Below are 24,543 nucleotides of genomic sequence, written 5' to 3'. Positions count from 1 at the left end.
AAAAAGGGCGGCTTGCGCCGCCCCGATTCTCATACCTGTGTCGCTTGGCCGTATCGCTTCGCTCCGACGGAGCGTGAAACAGCGTCAGTGAGCAGCCGTGCCGGCGCCCCAGACGTAGATCGAGGCGAAGAGGAACAGCCAGACCACGTCGACGAAGTGCCAGTACCAGGCCGCGAACTCGAAACCGAGATGCTGCTGGACCGTGAACTGGCCGAGATAGACGCGGTAGAGGCAGATCGCGAGGAAGATCGTGCCGATGATGACGTGAGCGCCGTGGAAGCCCGTCGCCATGAAGAAGGTCGCCGAGTAGATGCTGCCCGAGAAGCCGAAATGCGCGTGGCTGTACTCGTAGGCCTGGCAGGCGGTGAACAGCACGCCGAGGATGATCGTGAGCCACAGGCCGTATTTCAGGCCCTTACGGTCGTCGTGCAGCAGGGCATGGTGGGCCCAGGTGATCGTCGTGCCGGAGGTCAGCAGGATCAAGGTGTTGAGGAGCGGAAGGTGCCAGGGATCGAACGCCTCGATGCCCTTGGGCGGCCAGGTGCCGCCGGTGAAGTCGAGGCGCGTGGTCTGGATCGGGTCGGCTGTGTAAAGCGCCGCCTCGAAATAGGCCCAGAACCAGGCGGCGAAGAACATCACCTCGGAGGCGATGAACATGATCATGCCGTAGCGGTGATGGAGCTGCACGACGCGGGTATGATCGCCGGCATTCGCCTCGTGCACGACGTCGCGCCACCAGGAGAACATCACATAGAGCACGCCGATCGTGCCGGCGCCGAAGATGTAGGGGCCGGGGGTGAGCGTGCCGATCTGCAGGCTCTTCATCCAGAACACGGCGCCGAACGCCATGAGGAAGCCGGAGAAGGCACCCAACAGCGGCCAGGGGCTCGGGCTCAAGATGTGGAAATCGTGATTCTTGGCGTGCGCCTCGGCCATCTGAACTCTTCTCCTCACCCGTGCCGGGTACCGCGAGCGGCTACGGCCTTCTGAATGTTCGGCTACACCGGAACCCTTAATCGGGACGGCGCCGTGTTGTCACGCTTGAGACCGCAAAAATCTGGCGCATCGAAAATCCGTCGCGCCAAAATAGTTGATGGGCTCAGAAATTCGATTTCGCTCCCCGACCTTCGGACGTCGCGAGCGCGGCCGTTGGCTGGCCGTTCTTCGACGCGAAGTAGGTGTAGGACAGCGTCATCTCCTGCAGATGAGCGGTGTTCGAATCCGCCCTCACAGCCGGATCGATGTAGAACACCACCGGGAAATCCATCGTCTCGCCCGGCTGTAGCGTCTGCTCGTTGAAGCAGAAGCACTGGATCTTCACGAAGAAGCTGCCCATCAGGCCCGGCTGGACGTTGTAGGTCGCGATTCCCGTGGAGGGTGTCGTGCCCGTGTTCTTCACGCGGAAGAACACGGTCTTGGTCTCGCCGAGGCGCGCTTCGATCTTCGGAGTCTCCGCGACGAAGCGCCAGGACAGCGTCGAGGCCACGTTGGTGTCGAAATGGACGACCATGCTGTCGTCCACGGCGACCTGGGTCGGCGCCAGACCGACGCGCGGCGTGCCGTCATAGCCCGTCGCCTTGCAGAACATGTCGTAGAGCGGCGCCGACGCGAAGGCGAGACCGATCATGCCGAAGGCCAGGCCGGCGCAGGCGAAGGCTGTGACCGAGGCCTTGCGGTTCGACGTCGTGGTCGTCTTGGGAGCCGTGCCGGTCATGATGACTTCCGACTTGTCCGTGCCGGACCGTCCGGTCCGGCAACGTCACAGGGGGCGGTTGAGGATCTGCGGTCCGAGCTTGGCGATGGTCAGGACGTAGAAGATGGTCACCAGAGCGAAGAGAACAGCCGCGATCGCGATGGAGCGCTTGCGCTGGCGCTGCTGCTCCTCCGGCGTCAGCCGCCTCGGCGGCGGAGATTTGTCCGGGAGGGAGGTCATGCCATCACCGGGCGGAACAGGCCGAGCCCCTGCTCGGCGAGAACCGCGGAGAACAGCAGGAACAGATAGAGGATCGAAAAGCCGAACATGCCGAGAGCGGCCTTGCGCTCCGCCTCGCCCTCGCGGTTGCGGAAGACGTGGACGCTGAAGGCCAGCATCCCGAGACCGCCGAGGAGGGCGGTGACGCCGTAGAGCCAGCCGCCGAAGCCGAGGAAGACCGGGGCGAGGCCCACGGGGAAGAGCACGATCGAATAGTAGATGATCTGGCGGCGGGTGGATTGCGGCCCGGCGACGTTCGGCATCATCGGGATGCCGGCTTTCGCGTATTCACCGGCCTTGATCAGGGCGAGCGCCCAGAAATGCGGCGGCGTCCAGATGAAGATGATCAGGAACAGGACGATCGATTCGATGCCAACCGATCCCGAGACGGCGGCCTGGCCGATCATTGGGGGGAGGGCGCCGGCCGCACCGCCGATGACGATGTTCTGCGGTGTCGCCCGCTTCAGCCACATGGAATAGACGACCGCGTAGAAGACGATCGTGAAGGCCAGCAGCGAGGCGGCAAGCCAGTTCGAGGCGAGGCCGAGCACGAGGACCGAGCCGACAGAGAGGACGATGCCGAAGGCGAGGGCCTCGCCGGGCTGGATGCGGCCGCCGGGAATCGGGCGGGTCGCGGTGCGAGTCATGACAGCGTCGATATCGGCATCCCACCACATGTTGAGGCAGCCCGAGGCGCCGGCGCCTACCGCGATCATCAGGAGCGAGATCACGCCGACGACGGGCTGGATGTGGACGTGCGAGACCACCATGCCGACGAGGGCGGTGAAGATCACCAGCACCATCACGCGTGGCTTCAGGAGTGCGAAGAAATCCGCGACCTCACCGCCGACCATCATCGGGGTCGGCGCGAAATCTTGCGGCTCGGCGCCAGCGGAGACGCTGTTCGACAGGCTCGTCATGGGTACCCGATGTTGTTGTCGGTATGGCCGGGGTTCGGATCGCGCCGTCTCTGGCGCCGCCCTTTGCGGGATGTCCCTCCGCTGGAGAGGCATCCGGTAAAGAGCGAGGACCGCTCACGCGATCCTCGCAATCCCTAGTGTCGTTCTAGACCGATCGCAATTTTCTGAGCGACCGCGGTTTTAGTGGCCATGCTCGTCGACGATGGTCGGCAGCGTCTCGAACTGGTGGAAGGGCGGCGGCGAGGAGAGCGTCCACTCCAGGGTGGTGGCGCCTTCGCCCCAGGGATTGTCGGCGGCGCGGACCTTGGACCGGAAGGCGAGGACGACACCGATGAAGAAGACCACCATGCCCAGCGCGAAGATGTGGCCGCCCCAGGTGGAGACCTTGTGCCAGCCGGCAAAGGCTTCCGGATAGTCGGCGTAGCGACGCGGCATGCCGGCCAGACCCAGGAAGTGCATCGGGAAGAACAGGACGTTCGCGCCGATGAAGGCCAGCCAGAAGTGCAGCTTGCCGGCCCATTCCGGGATGACATAGCCGGTCATCTTCGGGAACCAGTAGTAGACGCCGGCGAAGATGATGAACACGGCGCCGAGCGACAGCACGTAGTGGAAGTGCGCCACGACGTAATAGGTGTCGTGCAGGTACTTATCGACGGCCGAGTTCGCGAGCACGACGCCGGTGACGCCGCCGACCGTGAACAGGAAGATGAAGCCGACGGCCCAGTGCATGGCGGCGGTGAAGCGGATCGAACCGCCCCACATCGTCGCGATCCAGGAGAAGATCTTCACGCCGGTGGGCACCGCGATGACCATGGTGGCGAAGACGAAGTAGGATTGTGTCTGCAGCGACAGGCCGACCGTGTACATGTGGTGGGCCCACACGACGAAGCCGACGACGCCGATGGCGACCATGGCATAGGCCATCGCGAGATAGCCGAAGACCGGCTTGCGCGAGAAGGTCGAGATGATGTGGGAGACGATGCCGAAGGCCGGCAGGATCATGATGTACACTTCGGGGTGGCCGAAGAACCAGAACAGGTGCTGGTAGAGCACCGGATCGCCACCGCCGGCCGGGTCGAAGAAGGTCGTGCCGAAGTTGCGGTCGGTGAGCAGCATCGTGATCGCGCCGGCGAGGACCGGGAGCGACAGGAGAAGCAGGAACGCGGTCACCAGCTCGGCCCAGGCGAACAGCGGCATCTTGTGCAGGGTCATGCCCGGAGCGCGCATGTTCAGGATCGTGGTGATGAAGTTGATCGCACCCAGGATCGAGCCGGCACCGGACAGGTGGAGGGCGAAGATCGCGAAGTCGACGGACGGGCCGGGATGGCCGGCGGTGGAGAGCGGCGGATAGACGGTCCAGCCGGTGCCGGCGCCGGTCGTTCCGGGCGCGCCTTCGACGAACAGCGAGCACACGAGGCTCGCGAAGCCCGCCACGGTGAGCCAGAACGAGATGTTGTTCATGCGTGGGAACGCCATGTCCGGCGCGCCGATCATGAGCGGCACGAACCAGTTGCCGAAGCCGCCGATCAGGGCCGGCATCACCATGAAGAACACCATGATGAGACCGTGGCCGGTTACGAACACGTTGTAGGTGCCGGGATTCGAGAAGTACTGCAGGCCGGGCTCCTCCATCTCCATGCGGATGCCGAAGGAGAGGAACGCGCCGATGATGCCCGCGCAGAACGCGAACAACAGGTAGAGGGTGCCGATGTCCTTATGGTTGGTCGACAGGAACCAACGAGCGAAGAAGGACGGCGTATGGGAGGCGTGGGCGTCGTGATGCCCTGATTGTGCTGCGGCGGTTGCCATCGATGCAGACCCTGTTCAGGTTTCTCTAAATCTCTCGATTTGCGAATGGAGCGGACCCGTCGAGGGATCCGGTCCGGCCGATGCCGTCAGGCGGCGTCGGCAAAAGCCTCTACTTGGCTTGCGCGAACTTGGAACCGTCGTCGAGGCGGGCGAACTTGGTCTTCCCCTCGGCGAGCCAGGCCGCGTAGGCCTCTTCACTCACGACCTGCACGGTGATCGGCATGTAGGCGTGGCGAGCGCCGCAGAGCTCCGAGCACTGGCCGTGATAGGTGCCTTCACGCTCGGCCTTGAACCAGAACTGGTTCAGGCGGCCGGGGATCGCATCGATCTTGAAGCCGAAGGACGGCATCGCCCAGGAATGCAAGACGTCGGCCGCTGTCACCTGGATCTTCACGATCTTGTTGACCGGAACGACCATGTCGTTGTCCGTGCCGAGCAGCTTGGGCTGCTTCTCCTCGTCGATGTTGGCGTCGAAGGTGAAGCCGCCGCCATTCTCCACGGCCGGGTACTCGTAGGACCAATACCAGGCATGGCCGATCACCTTGACGATGACGTCGGCCTTCGGATCGGAGAGCTGGGTGCGCAGCAGGCGGAACGAGGGGATGGCGACGGCCACCAGGATCAGCACCGGAACGATCGTCCAGGCCACTTCGATCATGGTGTTGTGCGTGGTCTTCGACGGAACCGGGTTCGCCTTCGCATTGAACTTGAAGATGCAATAGACGATCAGGCCCAGCACGAAGGCCGAGATGCCGAAGGAGAGCCAGTGCATCCCCTGCTCGAACGTGTGGATGTCCCGCGCGTTCTCGGTGACGGCGACCTGACGATCCATCTGCCACGGCTCGGGCTGGCCGATGCCGGCTGCCATCGCAGCGGAGGAAACGAGGGTGGTGCCGAGCGCAGCGAGAGCGCCCGCAGCAAGTCCCCATGATGACCGGTGTTGCGCCTGCGTGGTCCGCATGTGCCTCTCGTGGCTCCCCTTAGTATCGTTCTGAATCGTCCCGCAGCGTCTTGCGACTTTTGTCGTGGCGCGCAAGCCCTTGCTCGAAGGGTCAAGGCCTTGCTCAACGGGAAAGGCAGGCCTCGGGCTTGAAATCCGGGCCGCCATTGCCGGTTCAGACCACAAGGACGGCGAAGGCGCAACCGCAACAGCGTCGCATGGATGCGCCTTTCCCCGTAGTGGAGGCGCTTCGAAAGCCACGTCGCCGAGAGGCCTCAAAGTGAATTTTCCCGGCTCTGAACTTAAATTTGCGTCGTGGGCTTCTTCGATGCCTTGCGGCTCGCCAGTATATCGCCGCTGACGCTATGGAGAGGACCTTGCCCGGCGTCATCGGCGCGGGAGCCTGTCGCAGAAGAACTGGGGTTCGGGATGGATAGGATGAGGTCGCGCCGGTGATCGAGCGTCTCGAATTTCTCCTCGCCCTGGCGCGGGAGCGGCATTTCGGCCGGGCGGCGCAATTCTGCAACGTTTCTCAACAAACGCTCTCGGCCGGGGTGAAGCAGCTCGAAGAACGCCTCGGCGTGCTCCTCGTGGAGCGAGGATCCCGTTTCCAGGGCTTCACACCGGAGGGCGAGCGCGTCCTCGATTGGGCCCGAAGAATCGTCGGCGACGCGCGCGCCATGCGCGAAGAGGTCGCCAGCCTGCGCCGGGGATTGTCCGGCACCCTCCGCCTCGCCGCGGTTCCCACCGCCACGCCGATCGTCGCCTCGCTGACCACGCCGTTCCGCGCCCGCCATCCGGACGTGCGTTTCTCCGTCCAGTCGACCACGTCGGGCGAGATCGGTCGGCTGATCGCCGATCACGAGATCGATGCCGGCATCACCTATCTCGAGAACGAGCCCCTGGGGAAGGTCATCGCGGTGCCGCTCTACCGCGAGCGCTACCGCCTGCTCACCGCCATCGACGGCGTCTACGGCATGAGGGATTCGGTGAGCTGGGAGGAGGTCGGTCGCTTGCCGCTCTGCCTCCTCACGCCGGACATGCAGAACCGTCGCATCATCGACGGTCATCTCCATAATGCCGGCCGGGATGCCGCGCCGCTGCTGCAGTCGAATTCGATGATCGTGCTGCTCACCCACGTCCGCACGGCGAAATGGGCGAGCGTGATGCCGGCCGTCCTCGCCGACAGCTTCCGCCTGAGCGAGCGCGTGCGCTCGGTCCCGATCGGGGAGCCCGACGTCAGCCATATGATCGGGCTCGTTGTGCCGGAGCGGGACCCGATGACGCCTCTCTGCGCGGCCCTCATCGTCGAGGCGCAGGCGATCGCCCCCACCGTCGCCGATGATATAGCCTCGCTTTAACTCAGCAGCTCAACCTTTTCCCCGGCTCGGCAGTCACGCTGTGTTTTTGCAGTGCACAATAGAATTATAACAAAAAAGCATTGTCGATCGACCGAACCGCGCGATTGATTCAGGGTCGGAGATATACCACCTTGGAACCACAACAAGTTTACCTGGGTAGGAACAATGCTGCAGCACGAGCCCTGGAGCGCGCAGCGGGCGGCCGGCATCATCGCCGACCATACGCATCTCGAAGGCGCCACGCTCCCCATTCTCCACGCCTTGCAGGAGACCTTCGGCTATGTCGACGAGGGGGCCGTCCCGCTGATCGCGGATGCGCTGAACCTGTCCCGCGCCGAGGTCCACGGCTGCATCACATTCTACCACGACTTCCGCCGCGCTCCCTCGGGGCGTCACCAGGTGAAGCTGTGCCGCGCCGAAGCCTGCCAGGCCATGGGCTCCGACGCCCTCCACGCCGACATCCTCGCCCGCCTCGGCATCGATTGGCACGGGACCACTCCCGATGGTCAGATCACCGTGGAACCAGTCTACTGCCTAGGCCTCTGTGCCAACGGTCCGGGCGCGCTGGTCGATGACGAGCCGCTCGCGCGCCTCACCGCGGATTCGCTGGAATCGGCCCTCACGGAGATGAAGTCGTGAGCATCACCATCTATGTCCCGCGCGATGCCGTCGCCCTCGGCCTCGGCGCCAACCGCGTCGCCCGCGCGATCTTCGCCGGTGCCGAGCGGCGCGGCCTCGACGTCACCATCGTCCGCACGGGATCGCGCGGGATGCTGTGGCTTGAGCCCATGGTCGAGGTCGCGACGCCCGAAGGGCGCATCGCCTACGGCCCGGTGACTCCCGGCGATGTCGACGGCCTGCTCGATGCCGGCCTCGTGAACGGCGGCGAGCACGCGCTTCGCCTCGGCAAGCCGGAGGAGATGCCCTATCTCGCCCGCCAGCAGCGCCTCACCTTCCATCGCTGCGGTGTCGTCGATCCGGTCTCGGTCGACGATTACCGGGCTCATGGCGGCTATAACGGCCTCGAAGCCGCGCTGAAGCTCGATGCCGCCGGCATCGTCGAGCAGGTCCGCGATTCCGGCCTGCGCGGACGCGGTGGCGCGGGCTTCCCCGCCGGCATCAAGTGGAACACGGTGATGCTCGCCAAGTCCGAGCAGAAATACGTGGTCTGCAATGCCGACGAGGGAGATTCCGGCACCTTCGCCGATCGGATGATGATGGAGGGCGACCCCTTCAACCTCATCGAAGGCATGACCATCGCCGGCATCGCGACGGGTGCCACGCGCGGCTACATCTACCTGCGCTCGGAATATCCGCAGGCTTTCGCCACGCTGAAGGAAGCGATCGTCAACGCCAATGCCGCGGGCTATCTCGGCGCGAACGTAGCGGGGTCCGGCAAGGCGTTCCATCTGGAGGTTCGCCTCGGCGCCGGCGCCTATATCTGCGGCGAGGAGACCTCGTTGCTGGAGAGCCTCGAGGGCCGTCGCGGCATCGTCCGCGCCAAGCCGCCGATCCCGGCCCTGAAGGGCTTCCTCGGTCAGCCGACGCTGGTCAACAACGTGATGACCTTCACCGCCGTGCCTTACATCTTAGAGCACGGCGCAAAGGCCTATGCCGATTATGGCATGGGACGCTCGCTCGGGACGCTGGCGATCCAGCTCGCCGGCAACATCAAGCATGGCGGCCTCATCGAGTTCGCCTTCGGCATCACACTCCGCGAGATCATCGAGGATTTCGGCGGTGGCACCCAGAGCGGCCGCCCCGTCCGCGCGGTGCAGGTCGGCGGCCCGCTTGGCGCCTACTTCCCCGACCATCTCCTCGATACGCCCCTCGATTACGAGGCGATGGCCGCCAAGAAGGGCCTCGTCGGCCATGGCGGCATCGTGGTGTTCGACGACACCGTGGACATGGCCAAGCAAGCCCGCTTCGCCTTCGAGTTCTGCGCCGTCGAATCCTGCGGCAAGTGCACCCCCTGCCGGATCGGCGCCACACGCGGCGTCGAGACCATGGACAAGGTCATCGCCGGCATCCGGCCGACCGAGAATCTCGCCGTGGTCGCCGACCTTTGCGACGTCATGACCGATGGGTCGCTCTGCGCCATGGGCGGGCTCACGCCCATGCCCGTGATGAGCGCGATCACCCATTTCCCCGAGGATTTCCAGCAGCGCGGACCGATGTCCGTCGCTGCCGAGTAAGGAGGCGCGACCCATGGCCCTCATCAAAGAGATCGATTACGGCACCCCGATCCGGGTGAACGAGCAGACCGTCACCCTCACCATCGACGGCATGAGCGTCACCGTTCCCGCCGGGACTTCGGTGATGGCGGCGGCGATGCATGCCGGGACGCAGATCCCCAAGCTCTGCGCCACCGATTCCCTCGAAGCCTTCGGCTCCTGCCGCCTCTGCCTCGTGGAGATCGAGGGACGGCGCGGCACGCCCGCCTCCTGCACCACGCCTGCCGAGAACGGCATGGTGGTCTCGACGCAGACGGACAAGCTCGCCAAGCTCCGCAAGGGCGTGATGGAGCTCTACATCTCCGATCACCCCCTCGACTGCCTGACCTGTGCCGCCAACGGCGATTGCGAGTTGCAGGACATGGCCGGCGCGGTCGGCCTGCGCGACGTGCGCTACGGCTATGACGGCGCCAACCACGTCAAGCCGTCCTCGGACCAGTACCTTCCCAAGGACACGTCGAACCCGTACTTCACCTACGACCCGTCGAAGTGCATCGTCTGCAACCGCTGCGTCCGCGCCTGCGAGGAGACGCAGGGCACCTTCGCCCTGACGATCTCGGGCCGCGGCTTCGACAGCCGCGTCGCCGCCGGCCCCACCGACTTCTTCAACTCCGAATGCGTGTCCTGTGGCGCCTGCGTTCAGGCCTGCCCGACGGCGACGTTGCAGGAGAAGTCGATCATCGAGCACGGTCAGCCGGACCATTCCGAGGTCACCACCTGCGCGTATTGCGGCGTCGGCTGCTCGTTCAAGGCCGAGATGCAGGGCACCCGCATCGTCCGCATGGTCCCCTACAAGGACGGCAAGGCGAACGAGGGCCATAGCTGCGTCAAGGGCCGCTTCGCCTATGGCTACGCGACCCACAAGGACCGCATCACCAAGCCGATGATCCGCGACAAGATCACTGATCCCTGGCAGGAAGTGTCGTGGGAGGTCGCCATCGACCGCGCCGCGTCGGAGTTCAAGCGCATCCAGGCCAAGTACGGCAAGGATTCGGTGGGTGGCATCACTTCCTCGCGCTGCACCAATGAGGAAGCCTACCTCGTCCAGAAGCTGGTCCGCGCCGCCTTCGGCAACAACAACGTCGATACCTGCGCCCGCGTCTGCCATTCGCCCACGGGCTACGGCCTGATGTCGACGCTCGGCACCTCCGCCGGCACGCAGGACTTCGCCTCGGTGGCGCATTCCGACGTGATCCTGGTCATCGGTGCGAACCCGACGGACGGCCACCCGGTCTTCGGTTCGCGGATGAAGAAGCGTCTGCGTGAGGGTGCCAAGCTCATCGTCGCCGATCCGCGCAAGATCGACCTGGTGAAGTCGCCCCATATCGAGGCCGATTATCACCTGCCGCTGAAGCCCGGCTCGAACGTCGCCTTCATCAACGCCATGGCGCATGTCATCGTCACGGAAGGGCTCATCGACGAAGCCTATGTCCGCGAACGCTGCGACCTCGGCGACTTCGAATCCTGGGCCCGATTCATCGCCGAGGAGCGTCACTCGCCCGAGGCGCAGGCCGACAAGATCGGCGTGAACCCGGAGGACATCCGGGGCGCTGCCCGTCTCTACGCCACCGGCGGGGCCGCGGGCATCTATTACGGGCTCGGAGTCACCGAGCACAGCCAGGGCTCGACCATGGTCATGGGCATGGCCAACATCGCCATGGCCACCGGTAATATCGGCATGCTGGGTGCCGGCGTGAACCCGCTGCGCGGCCAGAACAACGTGCAGGGCTCGTGCGACATGGGCTCGTTCCCGCACGAGCTGCCGGGCTATCGCCACGTCTCGGACGATGCCACCCGCGAGACCTTCGAATCCCTGTGGGGTGTCCAGCTCGACAAGGATCCGGGCCTGCGCATCACCAACATGCTCGACGAGGCCGTCGATGGCGCCTTCAAGGGCATGTACATCCAGGGCGAGGACATCGCCCAGTCGGATCCGGACACGCACCACGTCACCGCCGGCCTGATGGCGATGGAATGCATCGTCGTTCAGGACATCTTCCTCAACGAGACCGCGAAATACGCCCACGTCTTCCTGCCGGGCGCCTCGTTCCTCGAGAAGGACGGCACCTTCACCAATGCCGAGCGCCGCATCAGCCGCGTGCGCAAGGTGATGCCGCCGCTGGCCGGCTACGGTGACTGGGAGGGCACGATCCTGCTCTCCAACGCACTGGGCTATCCGATGAACTACTCGCATCCCAGCGAGATCATGGACGAGATCGCCTCGCTCACCCCGAGCTTCAAGGGCGTGAGCTTCGCCAAGCTCGACGAGCTCGGCTCGATCCAGTGGCCGTGCAACGACGCCGCCCCGAACGGCACGCCGATGATGCACGTCGACCGGTTCGTGCGCGGCCTCGGCAAGTTCATGATCACCGAATACGTGGCCACCGAGGAGCGCACCGGCCCGCGCTTCCCGCTCATCCTCACCACCGGCCGTATCCTGTCGCAGTACAATGTCGGCGCTCAGACCCGCCGCACGGAGAACTCGCGCTGGCACGAGGAGGACGTGCTGGAGATCCACCCGTTCGACGCGGAGGTGCGCGGCATCGTCCACGGCGATCTGGTGGCTCTGGAGAGCCGCTCCGGCGACATCGCCCTGAAAGCGATCGTCTCGGAGCGCATGCAGCCGGGCGTGGTCTATACCACCTTCCACCACGCCAAGACCGGCGCCAACGTCATCACCACTGACTTCTCGGACTGGGCCACCAACTGCCCCGAGTATAAGGTGACGGCGGTGCAGGTGCGGCGGACCAACCGGCCGTCGGACTGGCAGGCGAAGTTCTTCGAGGAAGACTTCTCGCTCACCAGAATCGCGACGCAATTGAATGCTGCCGAGTGAACGGGACGTTCTGAACGAGACGGACGCGTCGGCTCCCACGAGCCGGCGCGTCCCGACCCTGGTCGTGGCCTACGAGGATCCGACTCCCCGCGACGGTGACCGGGACCTCGCCGTCGAAATGCCGGTCAACCTCGTCTACGGCAGCGTACCCTACGCAGTCATGATGACGACGCCGTCGGACCTCGTCGATTTCGCCTACGGGTTCAGCCTCACCGAGGGGATCGTCGAATCCGCCGACGAGATCAGGTCGGTCCGGGTCGAGGACGGCGATGGCGGTCTTCGCCTCGTCGTCGATCTCGCTCCTGGGCGGTTGCGTGAGCACCTTGCCCGGAAGCGCGCCATTTCAGGGCGTACCGGATGCGGCGTCTGCGGCATCGACGATCTGGCTTCCCTGCCCACAGCCGATCCGCGCAGGCATACCGGCGGCGGGGTCGAGATCGCATCGATCCAGCGGGCTCTTCTCGCTCTCGGCGAGGCGCAGGTGCTCAACCATGCCACCCGCGCTGTCCACGCGGCGGCATGGGCGGATCGCGACGGCACTCTCCTGGCGGTGCGTGAGGATGTCGGTCGCCATAACGGCCTCGACAAGCTGATCGGCGCGCTGATGCGGGCCGGGACGGATTCGAGCGACGGCTTCGTCGTCATCACCAGCCGCTGCTCGTTCGAGATGGTGGAGAAGACTGCGACTTTCGGAGCCGCGGTCCTCGTGGCGATCTCGGCCCCGACCTCGCTCGCCATCGACCGGGCGCGCCTGCACGACATGACGCTCTGCGCCATCGCCCGGTCGGATACCCTCACGGTCTTCTCGGGCCGCCAACGCCTTCTTCTCGCCGCCGGGCGCTGAGCCGCACCCGGTGTTTCTCACCCGTCGACAGAGCCAGTCCCATGAGCGCCCTGACCACCAACGACAAGCTCGTCCGCATGGCGAACCAGATCGCCGGCTTCTTCAGGTCCTATCCGGATGACGAGGCGGTCGCCGGAATCCACAAGCACATCGTGGCGTTCTGGACGCCGAAGATGCGCCGAGCCCTCGAAGCCCATGGTCCCGAGGAAGGCAGCGGTCTCGATCCGCTGGCGCTCCGCGCCATCACCTCGACGCATGATCAGAGCGACAGCCCGATCCGGGCCGCCACCACCGATCCGCATCTTCAGGGTGCCGGTGCCAGCGACGCCGGCTGACGCCGGACCTCCGGCTCTGAAACACCGAAAAGGCGCCGAGCTTCTCCGCTCGACGCCTTTCTTATCTTCAAGTCCAGTAATGGGCCGGCTATTCCGCCGGACGGTCGCTGGTCTGATCCTTGTCGGTGGCGCCGGGCACCACCGTCGCGCCACCGATCACCCGGACGGCCTTCTTCTCCGCCGGAGGATCGCTCCAGGCCTGTGACTTCGCCGGAGAGCCCTGCGGCGCCTGCACAGCCTCGTCGCGGCGCGGCTGGTTCGCCGCCGGGGTCGAAGGCTCGGCCTTGGGCTGCTCGATCGCCGCGACGGGCGGCTCGGTCTTCTGTGGCGTGGATGGAGCTGCCGTCGTGGCCGGGCGAGGCGCCTCGGGAGCTAGCCTAGGGGGCGCGGGTTTCACCGGCGGCGTCAGTTTGGCCACCTTGCGCGACGGTGCGGAATCGGCGGGCCTTCTGGCATCGCCGCTTCTGGCATCCGGGTTGAGCCCCGACGGATTCCGGTCCGCCGGTTCGGAGCGAAGCGGCGCCTCGGGACGGGTCGCTACGTCGAAACGCGGCTGCCGGGCGATGCCGCGGCCATCCGGGATCATGCCCGGAGGGACCGGCCGCTCCTCCTGCTCGGTCCAGCCGTAGCCGGGTGCCGGGCGCGCGACGCGAACCGGTGCCGGCGGCAGTGGCGCACCCAGGCGCTGGCGGTCGATCACGGCTCCGTCCCTGGCATCGACGAAGAGCCGCACCCGATCGCCGTAGGGGCCGGTCGCCTCGACCACATAGGCCCGACCGTCGAATCGCGGTCGCGTCATTTCGGTGAAGCCGCGATCGTTGAGGCGCCAGACTACGGCGCGGGGAGGAAGCAGCAGATCGGGCTCATAGCCGTACTGGGCCTGGGCGCTTCCCGTTCCGAGTGCCGACAGGGCGATGAACCCCGCCAGCATCGTCAGGCCGATCGTCGATGAGCGCACAGGCGCCCTGCGGCTCGATTCCATGGTGCCTCGTCTTAAATGTTCGTTGTCCATAGCCTACTGTTGACGCAGGTCTAGGGAAGTCTCCGTGCGGTCCATCACCCCGCATGCCGCTTGTGCTTGGCGAGCCCTGTAGATCGTTCGATTGGGGCGGGATTGCGGGTGAACCAGGGCAAGTCGCGGGCGGCAAGTCGCGGTCCGTCTGGACCGTCGGTCTCCCGCACCATCCGGTCTTCGAAATTCGATTTTCCGGAGGGCGGGAACAGTTTCGGCTCTCACGATGTCGCAGCGGCCATCAAACCTGTCCATCTCATCCGCGAGCCCCTTGCTGGAGCGTTTAAAATCTGTCACTTTCCATAATTAGGACAGTACGGCTGTCCCATTTTCGGCAGGGCGTTCCGGGGGCGAGCCGTCTCCGAGGACACGGTGCTTTCGAGGAACGTGGAAGGTCTCGATCGGGTGTTGAATCTCACGAAAAAACGAGATTCGAAGCCGGTCGCCATTGCGGCGATCCGGGCCCGTACGGCTTGACGTCAAGCCGGCGACGAGCCCGCGGATAGCGGGCGCTTCCTCACCGAAGACCTGCTCGAATCCGACCGCGTCGAGGGGTGAGCCTGAGTGCCGGATGGCATTCGGGCACGAAACATGCTCGCATGCGGGCACGGACGAACGAGGCTGAGGGGTTATGAGCATGGCCGCATCTGAGGTTGTCGAGACCGTCCGGAACCCGATCCCGGCCACCCGGGACGGTGTCGCTCCGATCGTCGTCCGCGATCAGGCCCTTCCGCACAAGCAGGGTCTCTACGATCCCGCCCGCGAGGGCGATGCCTGCGGTGTCGGCTTCGTGGCGGACATGCACGACCGGCGGACTCATGCCATCGTCGCCCAGGGTCTGCTCATTCTCGAGAACATCGACCATCGCGGTGCCGTCGGCGCCGATCCGAAGATGGGCGACGGCTGCGGCATCCTCACCCACATCCCGCATTTCCTGCTGAAGGAGGAGTGCGAAGGTCTCGGCATCACGCTGCCGGAGCCGGGCCATTACGGCGTCGGACAGTTTTTCCTGCCCAAGGACCCGGAAGGCCGCCGCATCGTCGAGGAGATCGTCGAGAAGTCGCTGCACGACGAAGGCCTGCCCTTCCTTGGCTGGCGCGACGTGCCGGTCGATCCGAGCGACCTCGGCGAGCGTGTCAAGGAGACCGAGCCGCACCACAAGCAGGTCTTCATCGGCCGCCCGGCCGCGATCACCGATGAGGACGTGTTCGAGCGCCGCCTGTTCATCGCCCGCAAGGTCATCTCGAACAAGGTCTACGGCCTCAACGACCCGCGCGTGAAGGCCTATTATCCGGTCTCCGTCTCGACCCGGACCATCGTCTACAAGGGCATGGTGCTGGTCACGCAGCTCGGCCATTACTTCAAGGACCTGCAGGACGAGCGCTACGTCTCCGGCCTTGCCCTCGTGCACCAACGCTTCGCCACCAATACCTTCCCGACTTGGCAGCTGTCGCATCCCTACCGGATGGTCGCCCATAACGGTGAGATCAACACCCTGCGCGGCAACGTGAACTGGATGGCCGCGCGCCAGGCCAGCGTCGATTCGGATCTCTTCGGCAACGACATCTCGAAGCTCTGGCCGATCTCCTACGAGGGTCAGTCCGATACGGCGTGTTTCGACAACGCCCTCGAATTCCTGGTCCAGGGCGGCTACTCGCTGGCCCATGCCATGATGATGCTGATCCCCGAAGCCTGGGCCGGCAATCCGCTCATGAACGAGGAACGCAAGGCGTTTTACGAGTATCACGCCGCACTGATGGAACCCTGGGACGGCCCCGCTGCCGTCTGCTTCACCGACGGCCTCCAGATCGGCGCGACCCTCGACCGCAACGGCCTGCGTCCCGCCCGCTACATCGTCACCGATGACGGCCTCGTCGTGCTCGCCTCCGAGATGGGCGTCCTGCCGATCCCGGACGAGAGGATCATCGAATCCTGGCGCCTTCAGCCGGGCCGCATGCTGCTGATCGATCTCCGCAAGGGTCGCATCATCTCCGACGAGGAGATCAAGAGCGAGCTCGCCGCGGCCAATCCCTACGCACAATGGGTCAAGAACACCCAGATCGTGTTGGAGGACCTGAAGCCCGTCATCCCGCGCGCCTCGCGTTCCGACGTGTCGCTGCTCGATCGCCAGCAGGCCTTCGGCTACAGCCAGGAGGATCTCAAGCTGCTGATGGCGCCCATGGCCGTCACCGGCCAGGAGGCGGTCGGCTCCATGGGAACCGACACGCCGCTCTCGGCCCTCTCCGACAAGCCGAAGCCGCTCTACACCTATTTCAAGCAGAACTTCGCTCAGGTCACCAACCCGGCGATCGATCCGATCCGCGAGGAGGCCGTGATGAGCCTCGTCTCGTTCATCGGTCCGCGGCCGAACATCCTCGACATGGAGGGTGCCTCGCGCAAGAAGCGCCTCGAGGTCCGTCAGCCGATCCTGACCAATGGCGATCTGGAGAAGATCCGCTCGATCTCCCATTTCGAGGACCGCTTCGATACCAAGACCCTCGACATGACCTTCCCGGCCGAGGCCGGTGCCGTCGCCATGGAAGGCGCGGTCGATCGTCTCTGCGACAGGGCCGAGGCGGCGGTGCGCGGCGGCTACAACATCATCATCCTCACCGACCGCGGCGTCGGCCCGGACCGCATCGCGATCCCGGCCCTGCTGGCCACGGCGGCGGTGCACAACTACCTGATCCGCAAGGGGCTTCGTACCTCGGTCGGTCTCGTGGTCGAATCCGGCGAGCCGCGCGAAGTGCATCACTTCGCCTGTCTGGCCGGCTACGGTGCCGAGGCGATCAATCCCTATCTCGCCTTCGAGACGGTGATCGCGATGAAGGACGAGTTCCCGCCGGATCTCACCGACGACGAGATCGTCTACCGCTACATCAAGTCGATCGATAAGGGTCTGCTCAAGGTCATGTCCAAGATGGGCATCTCGACCTACCAGTCCTATTGCGGCGCGCAGATCTTCGACGCCATCGGCCTGAACTCGTCCTTCGTCGCCCGCGACTTCTTCGGCACCAAGACGACGATCGAAGGCATCGGCATGGCCGAGGTCGCGGAAGAGACCGCCCGTCGTCACGCCGATGCGTTCGGCGACGCGCCGGTCTATCGCCACGCTCTCGATGTCGGCGGCGAGTATGCCTATCGCCTGCGCGGCGAGAGCCATACCTGGACGCCGGATTCGGTGGCGACACTCCAGCACGCGGTACGTCTCGGCCTGCCCGATCGTTACCGCGAGTTCGCCCGGCTGGTGAACGAGCAGGAGAACCACCTCAAGACCATCCGCGGCCTGTTCCGCATCAAGCAGGCAGCCGAACTCGGCAGGGCACCCGTCAACATTTCCGAGGTCGAGCCGGCGGTGGAGATCGTCAAGCGCTTCGCCACGGGCGCGATGTCCTACGGCTCCATCTCCAAGGAGGCGCACGAGACCCTGGCCATCGCGGTGAACTCGTTCGGCGGCCGCTCCAATTCCGGCGAGGGCGGCGAGGAGGTCGAGCGGTTCAAGCCGATGGCCGACGGGCGCTCGCGCCGTTCGGCGATCAAGCAGGTGGCGTCCGGTCGCTTCGGCGTGACGACGGAATATCTCGTCAATGCCGACATGATGCAGATCAAGGTCTCGCAGGGCGCCAAGCCCGGCGAGGGCGGCCAGCTGCCCGGTCACAAGGTCGATGCCAAGATCGCCAAGGTCCGCTACGCCACCCCGGGCGTCGGCCTGATCTCGCCGCCGCCGCATCACGACATCTACTCGATCGAGGATCTGGCTCAGCTGATCTTCGACCTGAAGAACGTGAACCCGGCCGCCGACGTCTCGGTGAAGCTCGTCTCCGAGGTCGGTGTCGGCACCGTCGCCACCGGCGTCGCCAAGGCGCGCGCCGACCACATCACGATCTCCGGCTTCGACGGCGGCACCGGTGCCGCGCCGCTGACGTCTATCAAGCATGCGGGCGGGCCCTGGGAGACGGGTCTCGCCGAGACCCAGCAGACCCTCGTACTGAGCCACCTGCGCGGTCGCGTCGTGCTCCAGGCCGATGGCGGCATCCGCACCGGCCGCGACGTTCTCGTGGCGGCGCTCCTCGGCGCCGACCAGTTCGGCTTCTCCACCGCGCCGCTCATCGCGGCCGGCTGCATCATGATGCGCAAGTGCCACCTCAACACCTGCCCGGTGGGCGTGGCGACGCAGGATCCCGTCCTGCGCAAGCGCTTCAAGGGCACGCCGGAGCACGTGGTCAATTACTTCTTCTTCGTGGCGGAAGAGTTGCGCGAACTGATGGCGACGATGGGCTTCACCAAGCTCGAGGATCTCATCGGCCGCTCCGACTTCCTCGACACCCTGGAGGTCATCAATCACTGGAAGGCGCGGGGGCTCGATTTCTCGAAGCTGTTCCACCGGCCCGATGTCGGTCCCGACGTGGCCATCCGTCATACGGAGAAGCAGAAGCATCCGATCGACAAGGTTCTCGACCGGCGCCTGATCGAGGGCGCGGCATCGGCCATCGAGACCGCCGAGCCGGTGGTCTTGAACGACGTCATCAGGAATTCCGACCGCACGGCGGGTGCGATGCTCTCGGGCGTCGTGGCCAAGCGCTATGGCCACGAGGGCCTGCCCGACGACACCATCACGGTGAACCTCTCGGGCACCGCCGGCCAGAGCTTCGGGGCATGGCTGGCGGCCGGCGTCACCGTGGTCCTGACGGGCCATGCCAACGACTATGTCGGCAAGGGGTTGTCGGGCGGAAAGCTGATCATCCGTCCGAGCGATGCTCTGAAGTCGCCGGCGGGCCGGACGATCATGGCCGGTAACACGGTCCTGTACGGGGCGATCGCGGGCGAGTGCTACATCCGCGGCTCGGCCGGCGAGCGGTTCGCCGTGCGCAATTCCGGCGCCATCACGGTCGTCGAAGGCATGGGCGACCATGGCTGCGAGTACATGACCGGCGGCGTGGTGGTGTCTATCGGCGAGACCGGGCGCAACTTCGCGGCCGGCATGTCGGGCGGTATCGCCTACGTCCTCGACGCCGACGGTTCCTTCGCCGCCCGCTGCAACCTCTCCATGGTCGATCTGGAGCCCGTCGAGGAGGAAGACGACGTCATGCGCCGCTTCCACCAGGACGGCGACCTCGAGACCAAGGGGCGCGTCGACATCCTGGCCAACATGTCCGGCCACGACGAGGAGCGGCTGAGCCAGCTCATCACGAACCACGTGAAGTACACAGGGTCTCCGCGCGGCAAGGCGATCCTCGAAGACTGGGCCGGCTACCGCACCAAGTTCGTGAAGGTGATGCCGGTGGAGTACCGCCGGGCCCTGCGCGAAATGGAGATGGCGCGGATGCCGGTGGCGGCGGAGTAGCAGCGGCATGCGGATCTACGGCGACCTCGTCTCGGGCAATTGCCTCAAGGTGAAGATCGTCGCCGATTACCTCGGCCTCGCCTATGATTGGATGCCGGTCGACATCCTGAAGGGCGAGAGCCGGACGCCGGACTATCTCTCGCGCTTTCCCGCGGGTCAGGTGCCCGCGGTCGAGTTCGAGGACGGTCGGTGTCTGACCCAGTCGAACGCGATCATTCGCTATCTCGCCCGCGAGAGTGTGCTGATCCCCGAGGAGGCGTTCCTCGCGGCAAAGATGGACGAGTGGCTGTTCTGGGAGCAGTACAGCCACGAGCCGGCCATTGCGGTCTGCCGGTTCGAGATGCGCTACCTCGGCAAGCCGAAGGACGCGCGCGATCCGGCCCGGGTGGCACGCGGCGAGGCGGCCTTGGACTTGATGGAGCGCCATCTCGGCGGGACCGAGTGGCTGGTCGGAGAGGGGCTGAGCGTCGCCGACGTGTCGCTCTTCGCCTATACGCAATGGGCTGACGAGGGCGGATTCGACCTCTCGCCGAGGCCGGCCATCCGGGCTTGGCTCACCCGTTGCACCGATGCGTTCGGTCGAGGCGACCGGACGCCGACACCGCGCTAGCCGGCGATCGCGCCGGGCGACACGACAGAGATAACGGGCGCAGGTGGACCGGGCCGGTCCTCCTCCGCCCCACGGATCAGACAGGCTCGCGAAAGACGGTCACGATGGGCAAGGTCACGGGTTTCCTCGAATTCGATCGGCAGGAGCAGAAGTATCAGCTCGCCGCGGACCGCGTGCGGCACTTCCGCGAGTTCACGCTGCCCCTCGACGAGCACGACCTGAAGAAGCAGGCGGCGCGCTGCATGGATTGCGGCATTCCGTTCTGTCACGGCGACACCGGCTGCCCGGTCCACAACCAGATCCCGGACTGGAACGAGCTCGTCTTCCAGTCCGATTGGGAGGAGGCGGCACGCAACCTCCACTCCACCAACAACTTCCCGGAATTCACCGGCCGTATCTGCCCGGCGCCGTGTGAGGAGGCCTGCACCCTTAACCTCGAGAACCAGCCCGTCGCGATCAAGACGATCGAGCAGGCGATCGCCGATCGCGCCTGGAACAACGGCTGGGTCAAGCCGGAGATTCCGTCGACCCGCACCGGCAAGAAGGTCGCCGTGATCGGCTCCGGACCGGCCGGTATGGCGGCGGCGCAGCAACTCGCCCGCGTCGGCCATGACGTCCACGTCTTCGAGCGCGAGCCGAAGGCCGGTGGTCTCCTGCGCTACGGCATTCCCGACTTCAAGATGGAGAAGCGCCATATCGACCGGCGCGTGAAGCAGATGGAAGCGGAAGGCGTCACCTTCCATTACGGCGTCAATGTCGGCGTGACGAAACCGCTGGACGAACTCACCGCGGAGTTCGATGCGGTGCTGTTCGCCGGCGGCGCGGAAGATCCGCGCAACCCGCAGCTTCCCGGCCAGGAACTGTCGGGCGTGCATTACGCGATGCCCTTCCTCGTCCAGTCGAACCGCCGGGTCGGCGCCGAACCGATGCCGGGCAACGGCGAATTGCCGATCCTCGCCACCGCCAAGAACGTCGTGGTGATCGGCGGCGGCGATACGGCGTCGGATTGCGTCGGCACCTCCTTCCGTCAGGGCGCCCTGTCGGTGACGCAGCTCGACATCCGCCCGCGTCCGCCCGAGCGCGAGGACAAGCTGTCGGTCTGGCCGTACTGGCCGACCAAGATGCGGACGTCGTCGAGCCAGGCCGAGGGCGCGGAGCGCGAGTTCCAGGCCGCCACCCTGCGGCTGGAGGGCAACAAGAAGGGCAAGCTCACCGGCGTCGTCTGCACGCGCGTCGACGAGAAGCGTCAGCCGGTCCCCGGCGGCGAGTTCACCCTGCCGGCCGATCTCGTCTTCTTGGCGATCGGTTTCGCCGGCTCGCTCCGCAAGGGCCTGCTGGAAGAATCCGGTGTCGCCATGGACAAGCGCGGCAACGTCACCGCCAACGAACTCGACTACCGGACATCGAACGAGAAAATCTACGCCGCCGGCGACATGCGTCGCGGCCAGTCGCTCGTGGTCTGGGCCATTCGCGAAGGCCGTCAGGCGGCGCGGTCCATCGACGAAGCCCTGATGGGATCGAGCGTCCTGCCGCGCTGAGACCCTTCACTCGGCGACGGAGCCGAAGACGATCCGGCCCCGTCCCGTTACATTTCGCTCCCGACGATGCCGCGTCGGGGCGTGTTCAGCTCGGCGGCCATTTGAAATCGTCGGCCCGGCCCGGTTGCGGCACGGGCGCCGAACCACGCTGAAGCACGCGCTCCACATTGCCCGACGCGTCGCCGTCCCGCGGCCTGCCGCTGATCAGCATGCCGCCGGGGGTCACTTCGGCGCGGCCCAGGGGAATGATCGGGCCGGCCGCGGGCTTCACCGGTAATGCCGGGATACCGGGCGGTTCGGGCAAGCTCGGCAGCATCGCCGTGATCTGGCGGTCGATCGCCGCGTTGTCGTCGAGCTTTGCCGTCTCGCCGTCGAGGAGCGGCCCCGGAACCGTGGCCACGGAAGCGGCTGCCGGGGCCTCGGCCGGAGTCGAGCCCATCAGCCGTTTCAGTTCCACATCGGCGAAATGCGCGACCTTGCGCGCGCCGGACTTGGTGAAATGGACGCCGTCCGATGTCCGCAGCTTGGCTTCCTGGCCTTCCAGATCGGGACCGGACACGACGAAGCGGTTCCGGTCGTCGACGAAGCCCGGCCAGATGTCCACGTAGGTGCCGCCCGCCTTCGCGACGCGGTCGCGGATCAGGTCGTTGATCGTCGCGATATCCTTCGTCAACGACTCGCTGCGCATCGGCGGGGCTCCCACCCAGATGAGCGGGATCTTCTGGATGGCGAAGACCTTCGCCAGGGCATCGACGCGCTCGCGATAGAGTTCGCGCCAGCGCTCCGTTCCCGGGTCCACGCTTTCCGAGCCTTCCCGGATCGGCTGGCGATCGTTGGCGCCGAGCATCACCACGGCGTAGGAGACTTTCGGCCCGGTCTTCAGAAAATCCTCGGCGGCCTTCGCCCAGTCGACCACGTCCTTCCGCACGAGACCACTATCGGCCTTCGACCGATCGAGGATCGCCACGTCGGCATTCTCCTCGAACACGTCGTCGAGGCCGCGGCTGAGATAGCTCGCCAGCGAGTCGCCGAAGACCGCGATGCGGATCGACGGTTCCGTCTTCGGCTGCACCGGTTTCGGCTGGGCGACCGCCGGAGCCGGACGAGGCTTCCTCGTATAGGAGCGCTGACTCTCCCCGATCGTCGGCGCGCGGGGACGTGCCGGCCGGGCCGTCGGCGCGGGCGTCGGGTTCGGCTGGGCCTGCTGCGGCCGATCCTCCCACGGCCAGTAGAACTGACGGGGTGCTTCCTGGGGGGGAGGGGCGTAGCGCCTGTTGGCCTGCCGGCCGCCGTAATCGCCCTCGTCGCGAGAGCGGCGGCGCGGCGAATAATAGGGGTCGTTGCGCGGCGTGTCGTAGGAATCGCCCCACTGCGCCGAGCTCGGCGGAGCCGATGCGAAGAGCAAGGGCGTCGCGAACACGCCGAGAAAGCAGGCACGCAGCAACGCCGCGCCTGCGAGGCTCACGGCCCTCCGAGCCGACGATACGTCCTTGGCGGTCCTTGATGTCACGCTGCGACCTGTCGGGTGATCGACGAAAAGACGGGAATGGCCAGCATCCTAGACGACGATCCGAGCGGCGTCTAAGGGCGCGCGTTCAGGTGTTCCAGAAGCGCGGGCGTGGCGTAGCCGTCCGCGACGAGGCCTTCCTTGATCTGGTACTGGCGCACCGCCTCCCGCAGCTTCGGTCCGGCCCGGCCGTCGGCATCGCCGGCATAGAGGTTTCGCGTTGCCAGACCCTTCTGCAGGGCCTGTAACCCGGCCTTGTCGAGGCGGGCCGTGCCACTGGGCCAGGGAGCCGCCAGGGCTGGGCCGCCCGCGAGGCGATCGGCGAGGTGGCCCACCGCGAGGGCGTAGGAATCGGAGGTGTTGTAGGCCCGGATCACCTCGAAATTGTCGGTGATCAGGAAGACCGGGCCGCCGGCGCCGCCCGGCAGGAACAGGCTGGCCTGACCCGATGCCGGCAGAGCCTCTCCGTCGATCCTGCGGATTCCGCGATGGGCGAAATCGGACAGATCGGCCCGGTATCGGGTCAGGTCGAAGCCGGCGGGGAGCGTGACGGCATAGCCCCAGGACAGCCCAGGGTTCCAGCCGAGCGATTGGAGATAGCCGGCGATGGAGGCCAGGGCGTCGGCCTCCGAGCGCCAGATGTCGCGGTGGCCGTCCCCGTCGAAATCGACGGCGTGTTTGAGGAAGGTCGACGGCAGGAACTGGGTCTGACCCATGGCTCCCGCCCACGAGCCCTTCATCGCCTCCGGCGCGATGTCGCCACGCTGGAGGATGGTCAGCGCGTCGAGCAACTCGTCGCGGAACAGGGTACCGCGAAAGCGCGCCTGGGCCAGGGTCGCCAAGGCGCGGATGGTCGGCACGGTACCGCCGCTGGCCCCGAAATCCGATTCGACGCCCCAGAAAGCGAGAATGATCCATCGGGGAACGCCGGTGCGGGCCTCGATCGCCGCCAGGGTGTTCGACAGACGTGCCGCCTGGGAGCGTCCGCGGGCGATCCGCCCGGGCGACACGGCGCCGACGAGATAGTCCCAGACGGGTCGCCCGAACTCGCCTTGTGCCTTGGTCCTGGCCAGAACGCTGGCATCGGGGGCGGAAATGCCGCGAAAGGCCGCCTCGAACGTCGCGGGACTGATCCCGCGCGCGTCCGCATCGGGCCGAAGCGCGTCGATGAAGCCGCGAAACGACGGGTTCGCCGCCCCGTCTTGCGTCACCGCTGTGCCCGCTTTTGCCGGCGCGGGAGGGCGCCCCGCCTCCTGCGCCCTGGTCTGGGTTCCGAGCAGG

At 66.0% G+C, this 24,543-nt stretch carries 18 protein-coding genes; 9 read left to right on the top strand and 9 right to left on the bottom strand.

Going from position 1 to position 24,543, the window contains the following annotated elements; translation table 11 throughout:
• Positions 1–84: 84 nt before the first annotated feature.
• The 6 genes from ACFQ4G_RS12515 to coxB form a co-directional block, all read right to left on the bottom strand.
• Positions 85–936 (bottom strand): cytochrome c oxidase subunit 3, encoded by an 852-nt coding sequence (locus ACFQ4G_RS12515; protein ID WP_238209147.1) that lies wholly within the window; start codon positions 934–936, stop codon positions 85–87.
• Between the two features lie 163 nt (positions 937–1,099).
• A complete protein-coding gene (locus ACFQ4G_RS12510; protein ID WP_238209146.1) occupies positions 1,100–1,714 on the bottom strand; it encodes a cytochrome c oxidase assembly protein in 615 nt (204 codons plus the stop codon).
• Between the two features lie 45 nt (positions 1,715–1,759).
• Entirely contained in the window at positions 1,760–1,933 is a 174-nt protein-coding gene (locus ACFQ4G_RS12505; protein WP_238209145.1) for a hypothetical protein, read from the bottom strand.
• The gene (locus tag ACFQ4G_RS12500; protein ID WP_238209144.1) at positions 1,930–2,892 is read right to left on the bottom strand and encodes a heme o synthase; all 963 of its coding nucleotides are present in this window, start codon (positions 2,890–2,892) and stop codon (positions 1,930–1,932) included. The genes ACFQ4G_RS12505 and ACFQ4G_RS12500 overlap by 4 nt, the downstream gene beginning before the upstream one ends.
• Positions 2,893–3,072: 180 nt before the next feature.
• Positions 3,073–4,701 carry a cytochrome c oxidase subunit I gene (gene ctaD, locus ACFQ4G_RS12495; protein ID WP_238209143.1) on the bottom strand — a complete coding sequence of 543 codons (1,629 nt, stop codon included), beginning with the start codon at positions 4,699–4,701 and terminating at the stop codon, positions 3,073–3,075.
• A 109-nt stretch (positions 4,702–4,810) separates the two neighbouring features.
• Positions 4,811–5,662: a cytochrome c oxidase subunit II gene (coxB, locus tag ACFQ4G_RS12490; protein WP_238209142.1), complete on the bottom strand. Its 852-nt coding sequence runs from the start codon at positions 5,660–5,662 to the stop codon at positions 4,811–4,813.
• A gap of 431 nt (positions 5,663–6,093) precedes the next feature.
• Here coxB and ACFQ4G_RS12485 point away from each other — a divergent pair, with 431 nt between their 5' ends.
• The 6 genes from ACFQ4G_RS12485 (at position 6,094) to ACFQ4G_RS12460 (ending at position 13,251) form a co-directional block, all read left to right on the top strand.
• Positions 6,094–7,002, top strand: a complete 909-nt coding sequence (locus tag ACFQ4G_RS12485; RefSeq protein ID WP_238209141.1) for a LysR family transcriptional regulator — start codon at positions 6,094–6,096, stop codon at positions 7,000–7,002.
• Between the two features lie 165 nt (positions 7,003–7,167).
• The gene (locus ACFQ4G_RS12480; RefSeq protein WP_027172195.1) at positions 7,168–7,641 is read left to right on the top strand and encodes a formate dehydrogenase subunit gamma; all 474 of its coding nucleotides are present in this window, start codon (positions 7,168–7,170) and stop codon (positions 7,639–7,641) included.
• Complete coding sequence (locus tag ACFQ4G_RS12475; protein WP_238209140.1) at positions 7,638–9,197, top strand: formate dehydrogenase beta subunit; 1,560 nt, start codon at positions 7,638–7,640, stop codon at positions 9,195–9,197. Before ACFQ4G_RS12480 ends, ACFQ4G_RS12475 begins: the two co-directional genes overlap by 4 nt.
• 13 nt (positions 9,198–9,210) lie before the next feature.
• Positions 9,211–12,072, top strand: coding sequence for a formate dehydrogenase subunit alpha (gene fdhF / locus ACFQ4G_RS12470; RefSeq protein ID WP_238209139.1), 2,862 nt, complete (start codon positions 9,211–9,213; stop codon positions 12,070–12,072).
• Positions 12,059–12,916: a formate dehydrogenase accessory sulfurtransferase FdhD gene (fdhD, locus tag ACFQ4G_RS12465; RefSeq protein WP_238202756.1), complete on the top strand. Its 858-nt coding sequence runs from the start codon at positions 12,059–12,061 to the stop codon at positions 12,914–12,916. Before fdhF ends, fdhD begins: the two co-directional genes overlap by 14 nt.
• Positions 12,917–12,957: 41 nt before the next feature.
• Positions 12,958–13,251, top strand: a complete 294-nt coding sequence (locus tag ACFQ4G_RS12460) for a formate dehydrogenase subunit delta (protein ID WP_238202754.1) — start codon at positions 12,958–12,960, stop codon at positions 13,249–13,251.
• Between the two features lie 88 nt (positions 13,252–13,339).
• Here ACFQ4G_RS12460 and ACFQ4G_RS12455 read toward each other — a convergent pair whose 3' ends face one another.
• Positions 13,340–14,233: a hypothetical protein gene (locus ACFQ4G_RS12455; RefSeq protein WP_238202752.1), complete on the bottom strand. Its 894-nt coding sequence runs from the start codon at positions 14,231–14,233 to the stop codon at positions 13,340–13,342.
• Positions 14,234–14,894: 661 nt separating this feature from the next.
• Here ACFQ4G_RS12455 and gltB point away from each other — a divergent pair.
• From gltB to ACFQ4G_RS12440, 3 genes are all read left to right on the top strand, one after another.
• Positions 14,895–19,607, top strand: a complete 4,713-nt coding sequence (gene gltB / locus ACFQ4G_RS12450; protein WP_238202750.1) for a glutamate synthase large subunit — start codon at positions 14,895–14,897, stop codon at positions 19,605–19,607.
• Positions 19,608–19,614: 7 nt separating this feature from the next.
• A complete protein-coding gene (locus ACFQ4G_RS12445) occupies positions 19,615–20,217 on the top strand; it encodes a glutathione S-transferase family protein (RefSeq protein WP_238202748.1) in 603 nt (200 codons plus the stop codon).
• A gap of 104 nt (positions 20,218–20,321) precedes the next feature.
• Entirely contained in the window at positions 20,322–21,755 is a 1,434-nt protein-coding gene (locus ACFQ4G_RS12440; protein WP_238202746.1) for a glutamate synthase subunit beta, read from the top strand.
• A gap of 85 nt (positions 21,756–21,840) precedes the next feature.
• On the opposite strand, the gene ACFQ4G_RS12435 is transcribed toward ACFQ4G_RS12440, so the two are convergent.
• Both ACFQ4G_RS12435 and ACFQ4G_RS12430 read right to left on the bottom strand, forming a co-directional pair.
• Positions 21,841–23,220, bottom strand: a complete 1,380-nt coding sequence (locus ACFQ4G_RS12435; RefSeq protein WP_379040298.1) for an SGNH/GDSL hydrolase family protein — start codon at positions 23,218–23,220, stop codon at positions 21,841–21,843.
• A 116-nt stretch (positions 23,221–23,336) separates the two neighbouring features.
• Positions 23,337–24,542: a lytic murein transglycosylase gene (locus ACFQ4G_RS12430; protein ID WP_379040324.1), complete on the bottom strand. Its 1,206-nt coding sequence runs from the start codon at positions 24,540–24,542 to the stop codon at positions 23,337–23,339.
• Position 24,543 lies beyond the last annotated feature (1 nt).

Origin of the sequence: Methylobacterium marchantiae, from assembly GCF_042679825.1 — a bacterium.
In the GTDB taxonomy this organism is placed as follows: domain Bacteria; phylum Pseudomonadota; class Alphaproteobacteria; order Rhizobiales; family Beijerinckiaceae; genus Methylobacterium; species Methylobacterium marchantiae.
Note: the sequence above shows the minus strand (reverse complement) of the source record. Positions and strands in the feature narration are given on the sequence as shown.